General features: G+C 69.4%; 18 protein-coding genes. 13 read left to right on the forward strand and 5 right to left on the reverse strand.

Going from position 1 to position 17,671, the window contains the following annotated elements; genetic code table 11:
* Positions 1–4 precede the first annotated feature (4 nt).
* From B2869_RS00215 to B2869_RS00230, 4 genes are read left to right on the forward strand one after another with little or no spacing between them, the layout of a single operon-like run.
* On the forward strand, positions 5–955 hold the full coding sequence (locus B2869_RS00215; RefSeq protein WP_029258835.1) for an ABC transporter permease: 951 nt from the start codon (positions 5–7) through the stop codon (positions 953–955).
* Positions 952–1,800, forward strand: a complete 849-nt coding sequence (locus tag B2869_RS00220; RefSeq protein WP_021200160.1) for an ABC transporter permease — start codon at positions 952–954, stop codon at positions 1,798–1,800. The genes B2869_RS00215 and B2869_RS00220 overlap by 4 nt, the downstream gene beginning before the upstream one ends.
* Before the next feature lie 3 nt (positions 1,801–1,803).
* Positions 1,804–2,598 (forward strand): ABC transporter ATP-binding protein, encoded by a 795-nt coding sequence (locus B2869_RS00225; protein ID WP_292761227.1) that lies wholly within the window; start codon positions 1,804–1,806, stop codon positions 2,596–2,598.
* A complete protein-coding gene (locus B2869_RS00230) occupies positions 2,595–3,449 on the forward strand; it encodes an ABC transporter ATP-binding protein (protein WP_051667784.1) in 855 nt (284 codons plus the stop codon). Before B2869_RS00225 ends, B2869_RS00230 begins: the two co-directional genes overlap by 4 nt.
* Before the next feature lie 6 nt (positions 3,450–3,455).
* Here the strand turns inward: B2869_RS00230 and B2869_RS00235 are convergent, their stop codons facing one another.
* A complete protein-coding gene (locus B2869_RS00235) occupies positions 3,456–4,733 on the reverse strand; it encodes a sensor histidine kinase (RefSeq protein ID WP_292761233.1) in 1,278 nt (425 codons plus the stop codon).
* A gap of 5 nt (positions 4,734–4,738) precedes the next feature.
* A complete protein-coding gene (locus tag B2869_RS00240) occupies positions 4,739–5,404 on the reverse strand; it encodes a response regulator transcription factor (RefSeq protein WP_021200164.1) in 666 nt (221 codons plus the stop codon).
* A gap of 136 nt (positions 5,405–5,540) precedes the next feature.
* Here B2869_RS00240 and B2869_RS00245 point away from each other — a divergent pair, with 136 nt between their 5' ends.
* From B2869_RS00245 to B2869_RS00265, 5 genes are all read left to right on the forward strand, one after another.
* Entirely contained in the window at positions 5,541–6,299 is a 759-nt protein-coding gene (locus tag B2869_RS00245; RefSeq protein ID WP_029258840.1) for a hypothetical protein, read from the forward strand.
* The gene (locus tag B2869_RS00250) at positions 6,296–7,351 is read left to right on the forward strand and encodes a peptidoglycan-binding protein (RefSeq protein WP_081859691.1); all 1,056 of its coding nucleotides are present in this window, start codon (positions 6,296–6,298) and stop codon (positions 7,349–7,351) included. Before B2869_RS00245 ends, B2869_RS00250 begins: the two co-directional genes overlap by 4 nt.
* Positions 7,348–8,058: an ABC transporter ATP-binding protein gene (locus B2869_RS00255; protein ID WP_029265630.1), complete on the forward strand. Its 711-nt coding sequence runs from the start codon at positions 7,348–7,350 to the stop codon at positions 8,056–8,058. The genes B2869_RS00250 and B2869_RS00255 overlap by 4 nt, the downstream gene beginning before the upstream one ends.
* Entirely contained in the window at positions 8,055–9,263 is a 1,209-nt protein-coding gene (locus B2869_RS00260) for an ABC transporter permease (protein WP_292761236.1), read from the forward strand. Before B2869_RS00255 ends, B2869_RS00260 begins: the two co-directional genes overlap by 4 nt.
* Before the next feature lie 130 nt (positions 9,264–9,393).
* Positions 9,394–10,869, forward strand: a complete 1,476-nt coding sequence (locus B2869_RS00265; RefSeq protein WP_292761238.1) for a lipase maturation factor family protein — start codon at positions 9,394–9,396, stop codon at positions 10,867–10,869.
* A gap of 149 nt (positions 10,870–11,018) precedes the next feature.
* Here B2869_RS00265 and B2869_RS00270 read toward each other — a convergent pair whose 3' ends face one another.
* Genes B2869_RS00270 through B2869_RS00280 form a run of 3 tightly spaced genes read right to left on the reverse strand, consistent with a single transcriptional unit; the run spans position 11,019 to position 12,774 of the window.
* A complete protein-coding gene (locus tag B2869_RS00270) occupies positions 11,019–11,426 on the reverse strand; it encodes a rhodanese-like domain-containing protein (RefSeq protein WP_292761240.1) in 408 nt (135 codons plus the stop codon).
* Positions 11,423–12,061, reverse strand: coding sequence for a bifunctional 4-hydroxy-2-oxoglutarate aldolase/2-dehydro-3-deoxy-phosphogluconate aldolase (locus B2869_RS00275; RefSeq protein WP_292761242.1), 639 nt, complete (start codon positions 12,059–12,061; stop codon positions 11,423–11,425). Before B2869_RS00275 ends, B2869_RS00270 begins: the two co-directional genes overlap by 4 nt.
* Positions 12,058–12,774 (reverse strand): helix-turn-helix transcriptional regulator, encoded by a 717-nt coding sequence (locus B2869_RS00280; protein WP_292761243.1) that lies wholly within the window; start codon positions 12,772–12,774, stop codon positions 12,058–12,060. Before B2869_RS00280 ends, B2869_RS00275 begins: the two co-directional genes overlap by 4 nt.
* 157 nt (positions 12,775–12,931) lie before the next feature.
* On the opposite strand from B2869_RS00280, the gene B2869_RS00285 reads away from it, so the two are divergent.
* Genes B2869_RS00285 through B2869_RS00300 form a run of 4 tightly spaced genes read left to right on the forward strand, consistent with a single transcriptional unit; the run spans position 12,932 to position 17,543 of the window.
* Positions 12,932–14,281 carry an MFS transporter gene (locus B2869_RS00285; protein ID WP_029265625.1) on the forward strand — a complete coding sequence of 450 codons (1,350 nt, stop codon included), beginning with the start codon at positions 12,932–12,934 and terminating at the stop codon, positions 14,279–14,281.
* 2 nt (positions 14,282–14,283) lie between these two features.
* Positions 14,284–15,537: an alanine racemase gene (locus B2869_RS00290; RefSeq protein WP_292761246.1), complete on the forward strand. Its 1,254-nt coding sequence runs from the start codon at positions 14,284–14,286 to the stop codon at positions 15,535–15,537.
* An 8-nt stretch (positions 15,538–15,545) separates the two neighbouring features.
* The gene (locus B2869_RS00295) at positions 15,546–17,135 is read left to right on the forward strand and encodes an N-acyl-D-amino-acid deacylase family protein (RefSeq protein ID WP_292761248.1); all 1,590 of its coding nucleotides are present in this window, start codon (positions 15,546–15,548) and stop codon (positions 17,133–17,135) included.
* A gap of 24 nt (positions 17,136–17,159) precedes the next feature.
* Entirely contained in the window at positions 17,160–17,543 is a 384-nt protein-coding gene (locus B2869_RS00300; protein WP_292761250.1) for a RidA family protein, read from the forward strand.
* Positions 17,544–17,671 lie beyond the last annotated feature (128 nt).

Genomic DNA, 17,671 nt, shown 5'->3' on the forward strand with positions numbered 1-17,671 from the left:
CACGATGCCATTCGCGCTCCGCAAGCTCGCCGGCATGGTCTTCACGCTGGTGATCGCCTCCTTCATCATCTTCGCTGCGATGTACGCAGCGCCGGGTGACCCGGTCACGTTCCTCATCGGCAACCCCGAGAACCTGACCCCGGAGCGGATCGCGAGCGTCCGGGCCCAGTACCACCTGGACGAGCCGATGCTCGTCCAGTACTGGCACTGGGCCTCCGGAGTCCTCACCGGCGACTTCGGACAGTCGTTCCAGTACCACCAGCCCGTGAGCGCGCTCCTGGCGGCGAGGGTGCCCATCACCCTGTCGCTCGTCGCCTACGCGGCCGTCGTGCTCACCGTCGTCGGCATCGGCCTCGGCATCGTCGCGGCCGTGCGCCGAGGAAAGGCGGCCGATACCGCCATCATCGGATTCACGACTCTCGCCGCGAGCATCCCCTCCTTCGTGCTGGGAATCGCCTTCGTCGCGTTCTTCGCCGTGGAACTGCGATGGTTCCCCGTGGCAGGTGCGGGTTCCGCTGGACTCGATCGTCTGTATGCGCTCACGCTCCCGGCACTCACCCTCGCCATCACCGCGCTCGCCATCGTGAGCCGAGTGACACGACAGTCCATGATCGAGCAGTTCTCCTCGGAGCACGTCGAGGCCGCCCGTGCCTCGGGTCTCCGCGAGCGGTACATCGTGCGCGATCACGTCCTGCGCGGGGCCTGGGGACCCATCATCACCATGGTCGCGCTCGTCATCGCGAGCATGATCGCCGGAACGGTCGCGGTCGAGACGGTGTTCGGGATCTCCGGCGTCGGCTCGCTCCTCGTCGACGCGATCAACACGCACGACTTCCCGGTGGTGCAGGCGGTGCTCCTGTTCATGGTCGTGGCCTACATGATCGTCACGACGATCGTCGATCTGCTCCTTCCCGTGCTCGACCCCCGTATCCGACGAAGGACGGTGTCCGCATGACCTCCGTGATCCTCCCGCGGGTGCGCCGCCGTCGGCGGTCCGGATCCGATCTCGGTTTCTGGATCTCCTGCGGCCTCCTCGCACTCATCGCGGCGGCGGCCGCGTTCGCCCCGCTCCTCGCCCCCTACCAGGCCGACAGCGTCGACTTCGCCGCTATCTGGGAAGGGCCGAGCGCACAGCACCTGCTCGGCACGGACCAGCTCGGACGCGACCTCTTCTCCCGGCTCCTCATCGGAGCGGGTGAAACGCTCGTCGGGCCGGTGGTGCTGCTCGCGCTCGCCACCGTGCTCGGAGTGGCGATCGGTGTCCTGGCGGCGTGGCGGGGCGGATGGATCGATACGGTCCTGGCCCGCGCGACCGACGTGATGTTCGCGTTCCCCGGGCTGCTCTTCGTCGTGCTCGTCATCGCCGTGTTCGGCAAGGGGCCGGCCACGGCGATCGTGGCGCTCGCGCTCGCATACGCGCCGGTCATCGCGAAGTACACGCGCAGCCTGGCCCTGAGCGAGATGACGCGGCCCTACATCGACGCGTACCGGGTTCAGGGGCTCGGCGGCCTGACGATCTGCGTGCGCGGAGTCATCCCGAACCTGCTCCCTCCGCTCGTCGGGTATCTCGTCGTCCTCTTCGGCGAAGCCCTCATGAGTCTCGCGACGCTCAGCTTTCTCGGGTTCGGGGCGCAGCCTCCGAGCTCGGAGTGGGGCCTGATGGTCCAGGAGGGGCAACCCGGAATCATCCAGGGGGAGTTCCTTCCCACGCTCGTCCCCGGTGCCGCCATCGCCATCGTCGTCATCGCGGTGAACGTCGCCGGGGTGCGCGTGGCCGACCGACTGCTTGCGAAGGGATGAAAGATGCTCCTCGACATCCAGGACCTTGACCTGGCCTTCGGCGAAGGAGGCGACGCGGTTCGGATCCTCGCCGGTGTCAGCCTCAGGGTGGACCGTGGTGAGCTCGTCGGACTCGTGGGAGAGTCGGGCTCGGGCAAGTCCACGACGGCTCGCGCCGTCCTCGCGCTCTACGGCGATGAGGCGTCGATCGAGGGGAGCATCCGCGTCGACGGCACCCAGATGGTCGCCGCCGATGGGAGCACCCGGCGCCGAGTACGCTCCGATTCCGTCTCGCTGGTGCAGCAGGATCCGCGCGCCGCGCTCAATCCGGTGCGCCGCATCGGGGACTCGCTCACCGAACGACTCGTCCGCGTGCACGGCTGGCGACGAGGTCGCGCCGAGGCGCATGTCGTCGAGCTCCTCGCCGCGGTGGGACTCACCCACCCGGAGCGGAGAATGCGACAGTACCCCCATGAGCTCTCGGGCGGCATGCTCCAGCGCGTGGTCATCGCTTCCGCACTGAGCACCGATCCCGCGCTCCTGCTCGCCGATGAGGCGACGAGTGCACTCGACGTGACGACGCAGGCCGAGATCATCGCGATCTTCCAACGGCAGATCCGCGACCGTGGTCTCGGCATGCTCTTCATCACCCACGACCTGGCGCTCGCCGGAGCGATCTGCGATCGGATCCATGTGCTCCGGCAGGGCGAGATCGTCGAGACGCTGACGACACCGGGGCTGTTCGCGGACGCCGTCCATCCGTACACGCTCTCGCTGATCGCCGCGGCCCCGGTGCTCGACATGAAGGAGGCGTCATGAGTCTGGTGGAAGTCTCCGAGCTGTATCGGGCCTTTCGGATGGGTCCGGGAGCCGAGCGCGTCGTCGCGGTGAACAACGTGAGCTTCGCCATCGAATCGGGTGAGGCGCTCGGCCTCGTCGGTGAATCGGGTTCGGGCAAGTCGACGATCGCTCGGATCCTCGTCGGTCTGGAACGCGCCGACGCGGGGTCGGCGGTGATCGACGGTGTCGACCGCCTGAGCAGGCCGCGCGGCAGAGCCGAGCGCCGTGCAAGGGCTCGTGCGGTGCAGATGGTGTTCCAGGACCCGAACGGTTCGCTCGATCGACGGCTGACCGTGCGCGAGGCGTTGCGGCGCACCCTGCGTCTGCGGGAACAGGGGGCGGGCGCGCACATCGACCGCACGATCGGAGAGCTGCTGGATCGCGTGCGGCTGACGGAGCGGCACGCCGACGCGAAGCCGCATGAGCTGTCGGGCGGTCAGCGGCAGCGCGTCGCGATCGCGCGCGCACTGGCGGTGTCTCCGCGCCTCGTCGTGCTCGACGAGGCCGTGTCCGCACTCGATGTCTCCGTGCAGGCGCAGGTGCTCGAACTCCTCGCCGAGATCCAGCGCGAGTCGGGGGTGAGCTATCTGTTCGTCAGTCACGACCTCGCCGTCATCCGCGAGCTCTGCTCCCGCGTGCTCGTGCTGTTCCGCGGCACGGTCGTCGAACAGGGAGAGACCGGCCAGGTGCTGCGAAGCCCGCAACACCCGTACTCGCAGCTCCTCATCGCCTCGACGCCCGGCCCGGGGTGGGACCCGGAGCGGGTCGTGCAGGACCGGATGACCTTCACACAACGCATGGAGGTCGTCGGTCGGGGCGACCGGAGGTAGGTCGGGTCAGAGCGGGAGGACGATCGCGGCGATCAGGCCGCCGCCCTTGCGGGCGCGCAGACGCACCTCGCCGCCGTGGGTCTTGGCGATGCTCTGCACGATCGCGAGTCCCAGCCCGGTGCCGTCCGGGCCGGCCGAGGTGCGACTCGCATCGCCACGGTAGAACGGCTCGGTGAGCAGCTGCACGGTGGCAGGGGCGATCGGCGTCCCGGTGTTCTCGACCTCGATGACGGCTCGTCCGCGTTCCCGCCGGCATCGCACCCACAGCTCACCGCCGGGCACGTTGTGGCGGATGCCGTTCTCGAGCAGGTTGCGCACGGCCCTGGCCAGCAGCACCGCATCGCCCTCGACCGTGAGGTCGCGCAGGTTCGCGTGCACCTCGATCTCCTGGGCGTCGAGGTCGTCGACCTGGTCCTCGATGAGCGTGCGCAGCTGCACCGGTTCGACCTCGTCCAGCCCGGTGCGGGCGCGGGCGAGGGCGAGCAGGGCCGTGATGAGACGCTCGCTCTGCTCGGTGGCCCGCAGCGCGCGCTGCATGTTGGCCTGCAGGTCCGCCGGCACCGCCCCCTGTTCGAGCGGGATCTCCAGGGCGGTCCTGGTCGTGGTCAGCGGGGTGCGCAGCTCGTGCGAGGCGTTGGCCACGAAGCGATCCTGCGCGGTGAACGCCGACTGCAGCCGGTCGAGCATCCCGTCGATCGTGTCGCCCAGCTCCTTGATCTCGTCGTCGGGGCCCGGCAGATCGAGGCGGCGCCCGAGGTCGCGCTCCGAGATGTCGCGGGCTGCGGCGGTGACTTCTCCGATGCGGTCAAGTGAGCGCCGTGCGAGCCAGAACGCGATCGCGGCGGCGACACCGGTGAAGGCGACGAGCACCACGATCGACCACAGGAGGAGCCCGCTGCCGACCTCGTCCGCGAGGAACGTCGACTGCTGCAGCACCGCTCCTTCCACGGCGTCGAGTGCGACGGTCTGCATCGGCGTGGCCACCGCGAAGCCGGTGACATCGGCGGTCTCGGCGAAGTAGGCGCATCCGGTGCCGGTCGTGCCGTAGAGGAGATCGCCGCTCTCGGTGAGCGGGGAGACGCCGCTCATGTCGGTGCTGTCCGCGGCCGGCGTCCCCGGTGCGACCTGTGTGACCGAGAGTGCGGGCACGCAGGTCGCGGCCGTCGTGTCGATGGCCGAGGCGAACAGCGACTGCACCACCAGGTACTGCACCGAGAGCAGTGCGGCACCCGCGGCGATGAACACGGCCGCGATGGTGACGACCAGCCGGGTGCGGAAGCTCATGCGTCTCATGTCGTCCCCACTCGATACCCGTGCCCCGCCGCGGACTGGACGACCTCGGGAGCCCCGAGCTTGCGGCGCAGCGTGTGCACCACGATCTTGACCACGCCTCGGGTGCGCTCGTGCGGCTCGTCCCACACCTCGTCGAGCAGATCGTCGGCGCTGACGTAGCCGCCCTCCGCCGCGAGAAGCGTCTCGAGCACCCCGAACTCCTTGAGTGTGAGGCGGATCGGCGTGCCGTCGCGCTCCACGATGCGCCGCACGACGTCGAGGCGTACCCCGGCGAATTCGAGCACCGCACTCGCGCGCGCGGAGTGTCCGCGGCGGCCGAGGGCACGCAGGCGCGCGAGCAGCTCGACGTACGCGAACGGCTTGGCGAGGTAGTCGTCGGCACCGAGGTCGAGGCCCTCGACGCGGTCGTTGAGGGTGCCGGCGGCGGTGAGCATCAGGATGCGCGCCGGGTACTCCTGCGCCACGAGGGTACGGCACACGGCATCGCCGCTCAGCACGGGCAGGTCACGGTCGAGCACGATCACGTCCACATCGTTCGATGCGGCGGCGGTCAGGGCGCTCGCCCCATCGCGCGCCACGTCGACGAGGTATCCCTCCCGGCGCAGGCCGTCGGCGAGGGTGTCGGCCAGGTCGGCCTCGTCTTCCACCAGCAGCAGTCGCATGGCACCTCCCGTCTCCGAGGGTGCGCGGTGCGCGGTTAGTTTCCGGTTAGGCGCCGTCATACCCCCAGCAAACCAGCGCATCCGTAGAACTGACTGCACGTCGCGGACGAGCTGCGACCGCGAGAAAGGGAAAGTCATGTTCGACTCGAAAGCACGCCGGTCCATGGTGGTGATGCCCGCTGTCGTGGCGCTCTTCGCGCTCTCTGCGTGCACCGCCCCGTCCGGGGACGACAAGGCGAAGGACGGAGCGAACGATGCGGCCGCTGCGCGGTTCGTGAGCTGCCTGACCGACGAGGGCCAGACGGCGAAGATCGTCGAAGGCGGTCAGGTCGGGCTGCTGATGCCGGATGCTCCCGGTGACGGGGCGATGGGCACGCTGAGCGACAGTACCGCCTCTGCCGGCGCCGGAGAGGAGATGGCGATGACGATGATCTTCACGGACGACGACGGCACGTGGATGGCCTCGACAGCCGCATCCGGCTACCCCGAGGACGGCGGCCAGCGCGCGGCGTGGGAGGCGTGCGAGGAGAAGGTCCCCGAGTTCACGCAGCCGGAGCCGGACATCTCGATGAAGGCGGGCGCCGAGACGCAGATGATCTCCCCCGAGGAGCTCACGGAGGCCGGGCTCGCCTTCGCGTCGTGCGCACGGGACAACGGCTTCACGGACTTCGCCGACCCCGACTCCGACGGCATGCTGACGCTGCCGACGGGCATCACCGAAGACGAGGCGCGCACCCTCCTCGAGGCGTGTGCGGAGAAGGCGGGCGACATGCCGCCCATGTTCACGCAGGAGAGCATAGAAGCCGTCGACTTCGACTGGTTCGCCCTGATGAGCGAATACTTCGAAGGCGCCTTCACCGCGGCGACCGTCATGCCCTCCGGAGGCGAGGAATGAGCCGCCGGGTGACGAAGGTGCTGCTGCCGGTCGGGGTGCTGCTCGTGGCCGCGGCGGTGGCACTCGCAGTGCTGCAGCCATGGAGCTCGGTGGCCGAGTCTCCGGACGACGCCGAGAAGCCGGTCACCGCCACGGCCGAGCTCACCACGCTGACCTCCGACCTGCGGCTGAACGGCACCCTCAGCTACGGAGCGTCCATCGCGCTGCCGGGGCGCGGGGGGACCATCACACGCCTGCCCACCGCGGGTGAGGTGATCGGCGTCGGCCAGGCGATCTACGAGGTCGACGGGAAGCCGGTGATCGCGATGCGCGGCGACCGTCCGTTCTGGCGCGACCTCGGCGTCGGCGTCGAGAAGGGCCCGGACGTGCGCCAGCTGGAGCAGGCGCTCGCCGACCTCGGCTTCGGCAGGAACATGACGGTGGACGACGAGTTCACCGCGGTCACGGAGACCAACGTCAAGGCCTGGCAGAAGTCGCTCGGGGTGCCGCAGGACGGCATCGTGAAGCTGGGAGACGTGGTCGCGATCACCGCCGCATCGGTGCGCATCGAGTCGGTGAAGGGAAAGCTGGGAGACCCCGCCGGGACGAGTCCGCTGACCTACACCAGCACCACCCTGCGTGTGGTCGCCAAGCTCACCGACGCGCAGGCCCGCGAGATCCTGCCGGGGACCCGGGTGACCGTGGTGCTGCCGGACGGGACGGAGGTGCCCGCGACGGTGACCGCCGTCGACCCCGGTGGTCAGCCGACCGAGAAGGAGGGCGAGACCACGCCCGCCACGGCGAACGTGGAGTTCGACGATCCGGCCGTCGCCGAGGGCATCGGACTGCGTGCGGTCAAGGTCGTGTTCGCGACCTCGGAGGTGAAGGACGCGCTGGTCGTGCCGGTCACCGCCCTGGTGGCGACGACCGACGGAGGCTATGCGGTCGACGTGCTGCGCAAGGGCGGCAAGGTCGAACGGGTCGCCGTGGAGGTCGGACTGATCGCCGACACCAAGGTGCAGGTCACGGGCGGAGACCTCGCTGCCGGCGACGCCGTGGTGGTGGCGCGATGACGCCGGACACCGTGGTCGAGCTCGTCGACGTGATCAAGGAGTATCCGGGAAGTCCACCGTTGCGCGTGCTGCACGGCATGAGTCTCGCGATCGAGAGCGGAGAACTGGTGGCCGTGGTCGGGGCATCCGGATCCGGCAAGAGCACGATGCTCTCGATCATGGGCACGCTCGACGATCCCACCAGCGGCACCGTGCTGATCGACGGGACGGATGCCGCAGCCCTCGCCGAGCGCGAGCGGGCGGTGCTGCGCGCTCGCCGCATCGGGTTCGTGTTCCAGCAGTTCTTCCTGTTGCCGGCGCTCAGCGCGGTCGACAACGTGGCGCTCGGGCTCCTCTACTCGGGAGTGCCCGCGGCGGAGCGCTCGGTGCGTGCGGCGGCCGCCCTGGAACGGGTCGGTCTCGGCGCCCGCATGAAGCACCGGCCGGGGCAGCTCTCCGGCGGGGAGCAGCAGCGGGTGGCCATCGCCCGCGCGATCGTCGGGAATCCGTCGGTGCTCTTCGCCGACGAGCCCACGGGGGCGCTCGACTCCACCACGGGCGAACGCATCCTCGAACTCCTCACCTCGATCGCCGACTCCGGCACTGCGGTCGTGATCATCACTCATGACCCGCACATCGCGGAGCGCACGCAGCGGCAGGTCGGCATCCACGACGGACGCATCGTGAGCGATACGGGCTCACCGGATCGGGAAGAGGTCGCGGCATGAGGCGCCGAGGGGAGCGGATGCCGCGGCTGAGCGTCGCGGACAGCATCCGCACGGCGCTCATCGGACCGCGCAGCCGCAAGATGCGCACGGCCCTGTCGGCGCTCGGCGTCGCCGTGGGCATCGCGGCACTCACCGCCATCACGGGTATCGCCGCATCGAACCAGGCGGAGCTGCTGGCCAAGCTCGACGCGCTCGGCGCCAACATGATCGTGGTGCAGCCGGGGTACGGGCCGGACAACAAACCGGTCGCACTGCCCGAGATGGCCGGCGGGATGATCGAGCGGGTGACGGGGGTGGAGCAGGTCGGGGTGCTCGAGAAGGTGCCGGACGGTACCGGCGTGTATCGCAACGACCTCATGCCGAAGAGCCAGGGCAACGGGCTGACCGCGTATGCGGCGAGTCCCGACTTCCTCTCGTCGGTGGAGGGATCGGTCGCGAAGGGGTCGTGGTTCGACGAGACCGACCGCTCCCTGCCGGTGACCGTGCTCGGGTCAGCGGCAGCTGCGCGCATGGGCATCACGGAGCCGGGCGTGCGGGTGTGGATTGGCGAGCAGTGGTACACCGTGATCGGGATCCTCGACTCGGCCGGGCTCGCGGAGGACATCGACGCGAGTGCCTTCCTCGGCGATCATTGGGCGGCCGAGCACGTGTCGGCGAAGGGCGATGACACGATCGCCTCGATCTACGTGCGCATGGCCGACGGCGGCACGGGCGAGAAGGTCCGAGACGCGATCGCGCGCGCCGCGAATCCGTCGTCCCCGTACGTGCAGGTGACCGGACTCGGCGACCTCGCCGGGGCGCGGGACACCGCGGATGACTCGCTGTCCGGCCTCGCGGTCGGTCTCGCGGCGATCGCGCTGCTGGTCGGAGGGATCGGCATCGCGAACACCATGGTGGTGGCGGTGCTGGAGCGGCGTGGCGAGATCGGACTCCGGCGGGCGCTCGGCGCGCGTTCGGGTCAGATCGCGGGTCAGTTCGTGGCGGAGGCGATCGTGCTCGGCGGCCTGGGGGGCTTCGTCGGCCTGCTGCTGGGGGCCGCAGGGGTGTTCGTCTACGCCGGCATCCAGGGGCAGGCGGCGACGATACCCCTCGTGGTGCTCGTCGGGGGCCCGGCCGTGGCGCTGGTGGTCGGTGTGATCGCGGGGCTGTATCCGGCGATCAGCGCCGCCCGCCTCTCGCCCACGTCGGCGCTGCGCACGGTGTGAGCGCGCGGTGGGAGGAGATCTCGCGTTCGGGAGGAGATCTCGACCTCGAGGCTCCTCCCGACGCGGAGACCTCCTCCCGACGCGGTGCAACCCCCTGACCCGTTCACGAGCCCGGGCGTAGCCTGTGGCCGTGGACGGGTTCGCGGCGGTCGACTTCGGATTCGCGCGTGAGGTGCTGCAGCGCGGCATCGCGGCGATGTACCTCGTCGCGTTCGTCTCCAGCCTGAACCAGTTCCGGCCGCTGCTGGGCGAACACGGACTGCTTCCCGCGCCGGCGCTGCTCGAATGGGTCGGCCGCGACAAGGCGAGACGACGGATGCTGCATCCGACCCTGTTCTCGCGCATCCGCTATACCGACCGCCGCCTCGTGCTGCTGTGCGCGGCCGGCATCGTGGTCGCGGCACTTCTCGTGGTCGGCATCCCGCAGTGGGGGCCGCCGTGGGTTCCGATGCTGTGCTTCCTCGCGCTGTGGCTCGGGTACATGTCGATCGTCAGTATCGGGCAGACGTTCTACTCGTTCGGGTGGGAGATGCTGCTGCTGGAGGCGGGGTTCCTCGCGGCGTTCCTCGGCTCGGGCGATCAGCCGCCGCCCACCGTCGTGATCGTCCTGTTCTGGTGGCTGGTCTTCCGGCTCGAGTTCGGTGCCGGGATGATCAAGATCCGCGGCGGACGCGAATGGCGCGACCTGACGGCACTCATGTACCACCATGAGACGCAGCCCATGCCCGGTCCGCTCAGCAGGCAGGCGCATCTGCTGCCGCGCTGGTTCCATCGCGGCGAGGTGCTGGGCAACCACTTCGCGCAGCTGGTCGTGCCGATCTTCCTGTTCGCGCCGGTCCTGTCGCTGTGGGTGCGCGGCCCGGTACCGCAGGTCGTCGGTGCGGTGGCGGCATCCATCGTGATCCTGACGCAGCTGTGGCTCGTCGTCACCGGAAACTTCGCGTGGTTGAACGCGGCGACGATGGTCATCGCGTTCTCCGTGATCGGGCTGCCGGGAGTCGGGATGCCTGTGGCCGCGCCGCGGACCGATCCTCCCTGGATCATCGACGGGATGCCGCTGGCCTGGGTCGTGGTCACCTCGGCGGTCGGGCTGCTGTATGTCGTGCTGAGCGTGCCGGCGCTGCGCAACCTCTTCGCGCGGCGGCAGCTGATGAACGCGAGCTTCAACCGCTGGCAGCTCGCCAACGCCTACGGCGCATTCGGCACGGTCACGAAGGAGCGCATCGAGATCATCGTCGAGGGCTCAGCCGACGAAGAGGGGGTGGAGTGGCGCGAGTACGAGTTCCGTGGCAAGCCCGGTGATGTGCGCAGGATGCCGCGACAGTTCGCTCCCTACCATCTGCGCCTCGATTGGCTGATGTGGTTCCTTCCGCTCGGGCATTCGCTCGACGACTGGTTCACCGCGTTCCTGGTGCGGTTGCTGGAAGCGGATGCTCCGACCCTCGCGCTGCTGCGCATCGACCCGTTCGAGGGCGAAAGACCGCGGTGGGTGCGTGCGGTGTCGTACCGCTACCGCTTCGCCACCCGCGCCGAGAAGCGTGCCGATGGTGCGGTGTGGGTGCGTACCGGCCGCCGCGTGGTGCTCGCGCCCTTCGGGCTCCGGTGACGCCTCCCCCAGTCCTCGGCCCCTTCCCTCCAGCTCCGTCCCCTCCGGCGCTCCCGCACCCTCGTTCCGGTCGCACTTTCTGTCGCGCCGGCGGCCTTTTGGCGACAGTAAGTGCGACCGGAACGGAGGGCGGACGGGCCGGGACGCCGTCAGGGCTCGGCCGTGACCAGAGGGTCGGGACGACGCCGGGAGACGACCCCGGACGACTCGACCTCGAAGCCGTTGCGCACCCAGTACTCGTAGCCGCCGAGCAGCTCGCGGACATCGAACCCGGCGGCGAGCAGCACTCGGGCGGTCGAGGTGGCGCCGTTGCACCCGGGGCCCCAGCCGTAGACGATGAGCGTGCGATCGCGGGGAAGCGTTGTGAGCCGTGCGTCGACGTCGCTCGTGGGCAGATGCACCGCCCCGGCGATGTGGCCGTGATCCCACGACTCGAGGCGCCGCGTATCGACCAGCACCGCCTCTCCGGTGGCCACGGCTTCGAGGGCGGCGACCACATCGATCTCGTACGCGAGACGAGCGTCGACGTGGGCGAGCCTCGCGTCGAGAGAGCTCATCGCCGCGCGCCCGCACCGAGCAGCGCGGCGAGCTGCGGCAGCTGCGCGGCGTCTTCCAGCGCCGAGCCGACGGCGACGACATGGGCGCCGGCGTCGAGGTACTCGGCGGCGTTGGCCGCGTTCATGCCACCCGTGGTCACGAATCGTGCCTGGGGGAAGGGGCCGTTCATCGCCGTGAGCCACTGCGGACCGAGTACCGACGCGGGGAAGGCCTTGAGCCAGGTGAGTCCCGCGGAAGTGGCGGATTGCACCTCGCTGGCCGTGGCGACACCGGGAAGGCTGAGCATTCCGGCCTCGTGCGAGGCGCGCACGACGTCGAGATCGAGTCCGGGGCTGACGGTGAACGTGGCGCCGGCGGAGAGCGCCTGCGCGACATGCTCGGCCGAGACCACGGTGCCGGCGCCGACGGCCTTGCCACGCGTGCGTCCGGCGGCGGCGACCACGCGCAGCGCCTCGACGTCGTCGGGGGTCTGGATGGGGAGTTCTACGACGTCGATCCCGAGGTTCCACGCGGTGGTCGACAGGGCGAGGCTGCGCTCCGCACCCATGCCGCGCAGGATCGCCATCAGGCGCGTGCCACCGAAGAGCGCATCAAAGCCGGAGTTGTCCATCATGTTCCCTGTCGGTCCCGTCATCGCGTTCTGGCCTCTTCGAGGTAGGAGTATGCGGTCACCCGGGAGATGCCCAGGCGCTTGGCGATGGCCTCCACCGACTTGCGCATCTGTGTGGCACCACGCTGATCCAGCCGCTCCAGCACGGTGATCTTGTCATCGCGCGACATGCTCTCGAGGGGTCGCCCGATCTCGCGGATGGCTTCGGTGATCATCGAATCCATCACCGACACGAGGTCGGCGCCGAAGTGCTCCTTCGGAGCGTTCGCGGGTACGGGTGCCGGGAGGAGCGCGTCGAGCGTCTTGCGGGCGAGGAGCAGCGGGCTGAGGTCGACATTCACGCACAGCGACGCGATGATGTCGCCGGCGCCATTGTGGAAGTAGACCGAGGAACAGCGCAGTTCCCGCCCGTCGCTGGTGTAGCCGGTGTAGCCGAAGGCGTCGTGGTTCCCCCGGCGGTCCTTGAGCACGTCCAGACCGAGAGAGGTCGAGGGGCCCCCGACAGCGCGCCCGGTGACGTGCCCGTTCTCGATGGCCATGATCGTGTGACCCAGGTCGACGTCGGTGCCGTCGAGATTGTGGAGCACGACTTCGACGGTCGGTCCGGCCGCAGTGGCGAGGGCACGGAGCACGGGTCGATAGAGGCGGAGGACCTCTTCTGCACTCTCGTACGTCTCCCGTGCGAGAACATCGGCCAGGGCTGCAACCGCGTTCTCTGCTGTCGTCGATGTCGACATTCTGTGACTCCAATCCGGAGCAACGATACAGGCGTACAAAAAATACGAGTGATAGACAGATTGTCTATTCCGCTGTTAGTTTATCCACGCCCAGACGATCCGTCGAGGCCGGACCGCAACGTATGCGGCCCTGCATTCCCCGAAGAAGGAGCCCCGGATGGCCACTGTCGCCTCATCTGGCCTGACCCCGAAGCAGCGCAAGACGATCGCCGGTGGGGCGATCGGAACGCTGATCGAGTACTACGACTACTACCTCTACGGCCTCGCGGCTGCGGCAGTGTTCCCCGCGGTGTTCTTCTCCTCGAACGACCCCGTCATCGCCCAGCTGTCGTCGTTCGCGACCTTCGCCGTCGGATTCTTCCTCCGTCCGGTCGGCGGCATCATCTGGGGTATCGTCGGCGACCGCCGGGGCCGCAAGGTCGTTCTCATGAGCACGGTCATCGGCATGGGGGTCGCGACCACGGGCATCGGCCTGATCCCTTCCGACCAGATGATCGGCATCGCTGCACCGCTGCTGCTGTTGTTCTTCCGGCTCTGCCAGGGCTTCTTCGTCGGCGGCGAGATGGGCGGTGCGGCCACGATGGTCGTCGAAGCCGCGCCGACCGGCAAGCGGGGGCTCTACGGAGCCTTCCTCATCAGCGGTGCGGGTGTCGCCAACGTGGTCTCGGGCGGTCTGATGGCAGGTCTCGGGCTCACGCCGGAATCGTGGTTCCTGCAGTGGGGGTGGCGCATCCCGTTCGTCTTCTCGATCGTGCTCGCGATCGCGGCAGTGCTGCTTCGTCGCCAGCTCGAGGAGTCTGAGGCGTTCACCGACACGCAGACGCTTCTCCTCGCCACCACGGGCAAGAAGCCCAACCCGCTCATCGAGGTCTTCCGTCACCCGAAGAACGCGATCATGGGCATCCTCATCGGGTTGCCGCAGTCGATCGCCGGCTACGTCATCCTCACGTACGGTCTGGCGTTCATCGTGTCGAACCAGCATCTGCCGGCCTGGATGGGGTTCGCCGGCACCATGCTCGTGGGTCTGCTGCAGATCGTCGTCGCTCCGCTGTGGGGTGCGATCTCCGATCGCATCGGCAGGCGGACGGTCTACATCATCGGCTGTCTCGGCTTCGCGGCCATGGTCTATCCGGCCTTCATGATGTTCAGCACGGGGAACATGTGGCTGATCTGGCTCGGACAGATCCTCGGGTTCGTCGTCTTCGGCGTTGCGATGCAGGCGACCCTCTCGACGATGCTCGTGGAGATGTTCGATCCGGAGGCTCGGACGACAGGCGTGAACATCGGCTACCAGATCTCCAACACCCTCGGCGGCGGCCTCGCCCCGCTGATCTGCACGGCACTGGTGGCGGCTGCCGGAGGCGCCTTCTGGCCGGTCGTCGTGTACGCGGCGGTGATCGCGGTGGTCGGTGTGATCGCCACACTGGTCGCCTCGGTCCAGCCCGATGTCGAGGGTGCGGGGCGCCTGCACGAGCTGAAGACGAGCACGCCGGTGAAGACGCGATGACGATGGATGACGCAGGAGTGCTCTCCGCGCGCGACAAGGGCCTACCTGGGCGTGCGGCCGGACTGACGGTGACGGAGTTCCTCGCGACAGCCCCACGACTCGAGGAGTTCTGGACTCCGCTGATCGTGCTCGACGACGCAGCGATGACGGCGAACGTCGCCACGATGGCGCAGTGGTGCGCGGAGCGCGGCCTCGCCCTCATGCCCCACGGCAAGACCACCATGGCGCCTGCGCTGTGGAAGCGGCAGAGGGATGCGGGCGCGCTCGGCATCACCTTCGCGACCATGGGGCAGGTTCGTACCGCCCGCGATCTGGGCGTCGATTCGGTGATGCTCGCGAACGCCGCCGTCGATCGGCCGGCGCTGGCGTGGCTGGCGCAGGAGCTGGCGGATCCGGGTTTCCGGTTCGTGAGCTGGGCCGATTCGGTTGCGACGGTCGAGACGATGGAGGCGGCTCTGCTCTCCACCGCGACACCGCGCCCGGTCGACGTCTGCGTCGAGCTCGGCGGCGAAGGGGGTCGGACGGGTGCGCGGTCGATCGCGGAGGCCGTGCGTGTGGCTGAGCGCATCGCCGCATCCTCCGTGCTGCGCCTCGCCGGAGTGGCCGGATACGAGGGGAGCCTCGCACACGACCGTTCCGCGCCCGCGCTCGCCGCGGTGCGCGCGTATCTCGAGTCGCAGCTCGAGCTGCATGCCGCGATCACGCAGCTCTACGACGACGGCGAGCTGTTCGTGACGGCCGGCGGCAGTGCGTACTTCGACATCGTCGCCGACGTCTGGGCGACGGCCACGCGGGACGACCGCACGAGATTCACGCTCCGCTCCGGCGCCTACATCGTGCACGACGACGGCTTCTACCGCGGCATCTCGCCGTTCGATGAGGGAGCGACGGATGCCGACGCCTCGCCCCGGTTCGTCAATGCGATGCACGGACTCGCCCGCGTCGTCTCGAGCCCGGAGCCGGGTCTGGCGCTCGTGGACGCGGGGAAGCGGGATCTTCCGTACGACGAGGGGCTGCCGATCCCGCGATCCGTCGCGGCCGGGGTGACCGGCCGCTGGCAGCCTCTGCAGGGGGAGGTGTCGGCGATGAACGATCAGCATTCGTACGTGCGGTCCACGCGGCCGCTCGTGATCGGCGAGGTGGTCCGCTTCGGGCTGTCGCACCCCTGCACGGCATTCGACAAGTGGCGCGTGCTGCCCGTCGTCGAATCCGCCGATTCCGACCGGGTCGTCGGCCTCGTCCGCACCTACTTCTGAGGAGAGCAGTGAAGAACCGGGTAGTCCTCCGTGGTGGCTCCGTGATCGACGGGCCCGGCCTCCGGTGCGCCGACGTCGCGATCGAGGCCGAGACCGTGTCGGAGGTCGGTCGCGTCGACGCGCGTGCGGGCGACGAGGTGGTCGACGTCTCGGGGCGCCTGGTGCTTCCGGGATTCATCGACGCGCACTCCCACGCCGACGGCCTGCTGAGCGACCCCGACGTCACGCTCGCGCTGCTGCGCCAGGGCGTGACCACCGTGATCGGAGGGCAGGACGGCGTGTCGTACGCGCCCGGTGACGGCGAATACGCCTCCGAGTACTTCGCGGCCATCAACGGACGCCACCCCACCTATCGCGGCGGAGGGGTCGCCGCCTATCTGGCATCCGTCGACGGAACCTCGGCGCTGAACGCGGGCTACCTCGTCCCGGCGGGCACGGTGCGCTTCGAGGTGTGCGGGCGCAGGAGCCTCCCCGCGAGCGATGACGAGCGCCGCCGCATGCGGGAGCTGGTCGCGCAGGGGATGTCCGACGGCGCCCTCGGCCTGTCGACCGGGCTGGACTACACGCCGGGCATCTTCCAGGATGCGGCGGAGATCGCCGCGCTCTGCGAGCCGGTCGCGCGGGCCGGCGGGGTGTACGTGACCCACATGCGCGGAGGGTACGAGGCCAACACCGCCACAGGGACGGCGGAGATCGCCGAGATCTCCCGCCTCACCGCCGGCACCACGGGGTCGAGGCCGCCCGTGCACATCTCGCATTTCCACGCCGACGCGGACATCGTGCGGGACCAGCTCGCCGAACTGGAAGCCGCCGGGGTGGATGCGACCTTCGATGCCTACCCCTACACGCGAGGGTGCACGCTGCTCGGCATGCCGCTGCTTCCGCCCGAGGTCTCGGCCCTGCCGGCATCCGAGGCGGTCGCGCTGATCGCGGATCCTTCGCGCCGCGCTGAACTGCGCGAGAAGTGCACGCTGCGGGCCGTAACGAGTGCGAGCCTCGGCCCGGAGTGGGCCGACATGATCACGCTCGCCCACCTCGCCGCTCCCGAACTGGCCTGGGCGCACGGTCTCACGCTTCGCGAGGCGGCCGTGCGCGCCGATGTCGAGCCGATCGACTTCGCGCTCGATGTGCTCGCCGCCTCCCGCATGGAATGCAGTGCCGTCATGGCCGTGCGCAGCCCGCGCACCGGCGTCGAACTCGCGCGCATCTTCGCGCATCCCGGCCAGATGGGCGGATCCGACGGCATCTTCGTCGGCGCCCATCCGCATCCGCGCGCCGCCGGCTCGTTCTCGCTGTTCCTGCGCGAATACGTGCGCGAGCGTGCGACCTGGACCTGGTCGGATGCCGTGCACCACCTGTCGTCGTCGCCGGCGCGCCGCTTCGGCCTGGGGCGCCGCGGGATCGTCGAGTCGGGTGCGGTCGCGGACCTCGTGATCGTGGACCCGGAGGCGGTCGCCGACACCGCGACCTACGAGAGTCCTCGCGGACACGGCGTCGGCATCGACGACGTGTTCGTCGCAGGCGTCCGCGTCCTCGCCGACGGCGAGCGTACCGACGCCCTGCCCGGTCGAGGGCTCCGCCGCTCGCGACAGATCTGAATCGCCAACCGAAAGGAAAGAAAGATGCCGAAAACCGGATTCTACGCAGACGGGGCCCCCACGCCCGCCGGCCCGTACAGCCACGGAGTGGTCGCGAACGGATTCCTGTACACCGCGGGGTTCGGTCCGCAGGACGCGGCGAACGACCATGCGGTCCCCGAGAGCGTCGGCGATCAGACTCGCCAGGTGCTCCGGAACATCCAGAAGGTGCTCGCGGTGCACGGGCTCACCACGGACGATGTCGTGAAGTCGACCGTGCACCTGCAGGACCTCGCCGATTTCGCCGAGTTCAACGAGGCGTACGAGGAGTTCTTCACGGCGCCCTACCCCGTGCGCACGACGGTCGGCTCGCAGCTGGCGAACATCCTCGTCGAGATCGACGTCGTCGCGGCCCTTCCCCAGTCCTGACCCCCGCCCCCACCGCCACCCCCGCACCCCTTGGTGCTCCGGTCGCACTTTCTGTCGCCTGATCGACTGCTGGGCGACAGAAAGTGCGACCGGAGCATCGGCGGGCGGGCGGGCGGGCGGGGGGGGCG

Origin of the sequence: Microbacterium sp. UBA3486, assembly GCF_002377845.1 — a bacterium.
In the GTDB taxonomy this organism is placed as follows: domain Bacteria; phylum Actinomycetota; class Actinomycetes; order Actinomycetales; family Microbacteriaceae; genus Microbacterium; species Microbacterium maritypicum_A.

Excerpts from the sequence above, each read along its gene's own strand:
- B2869_RS00215 (WP_029258835.1), top strand. The coding sequence starts at position 5 with ATGCCATTCGCGCTCCGCAAGCTCGCCGGCATGGTCTTCACGCTGGTG.
- B2869_RS00220 (WP_021200160.1), top strand. The coding sequence starts at position 952 with ATGACCTCCGTGATCCTCCCGCGGGTGCGCCGCCGTCGGCGGTCCGGA.
- B2869_RS00225 (WP_292761227.1), top strand. The coding sequence starts at position 1,804 with ATGCTCCTCGACATCCAGGACCTTGACCTGGCCTTCGGCGAAGGAGGC.
- B2869_RS00230 (WP_051667784.1), top strand. The coding sequence starts at position 2,595 with ATGAGTCTGGTGGAAGTCTCCGAGCTGTATCGGGCCTTTCGGATGGGT.
- B2869_RS00235 (WP_292761233.1), bottom strand. The coding sequence starts at position 4,733 with ATGAGCTTCCGCACCCGGCTGGTCGTCACCATCGCGGCCGTGTTCATC.
- B2869_RS00240 (WP_021200164.1), bottom strand. The coding sequence starts at position 5,404 with ATGCGACTGCTGCTGGTGGAAGACGAGGCCGACCTGGCCGACACCCTC.
- B2869_RS00245 (WP_029258840.1), top strand. The coding sequence starts at position 5,541 with ATGTTCGACTCGAAAGCACGCCGGTCCATGGTGGTGATGCCCGCTGTC.
- B2869_RS00250 (WP_081859691.1), top strand. The coding sequence starts at position 6,296 with ATGAGCCGCCGGGTGACGAAGGTGCTGCTGCCGGTCGGGGTGCTGCTC.
- B2869_RS00255 (WP_029265630.1), top strand. The coding sequence starts at position 7,348 with ATGACGCCGGACACCGTGGTCGAGCTCGTCGACGTGATCAAGGAGTAT.
- B2869_RS00260 (WP_292761236.1), top strand. The coding sequence starts at position 8,055 with ATGAGGCGCCGAGGGGAGCGGATGCCGCGGCTGAGCGTCGCGGACAGC.
- B2869_RS00270 (WP_292761240.1), bottom strand. The coding sequence starts at position 11,426 with ATGAGCTCTCTCGACGCGAGGCTCGCCCACGTCGACGCTCGTCTCGCG.
- B2869_RS00275 (WP_292761242.1), bottom strand. The coding sequence starts at position 12,061 with ATGACGGGACCGACAGGGAACATGATGGACAACTCCGGCTTTGATGCG.
- B2869_RS00280 (WP_292761243.1), bottom strand. The coding sequence starts at position 12,774 with ATGTCGACATCGACGACAGCAGAGAACGCGGTTGCAGCCCTGGCCGAT.
- B2869_RS00285 (WP_029265625.1), top strand. The coding sequence starts at position 12,932 with ATGGCCACTGTCGCCTCATCTGGCCTGACCCCGAAGCAGCGCAAGACG.
- B2869_RS00290 (WP_292761246.1), top strand. The coding sequence starts at position 14,284 with ATGGATGACGCAGGAGTGCTCTCCGCGCGCGACAAGGGCCTACCTGGG.
- B2869_RS00300 (WP_292761250.1), top strand. The coding sequence starts at position 17,160 with ATGCCGAAAACCGGATTCTACGCAGACGGGGCCCCCACGCCCGCCGGC.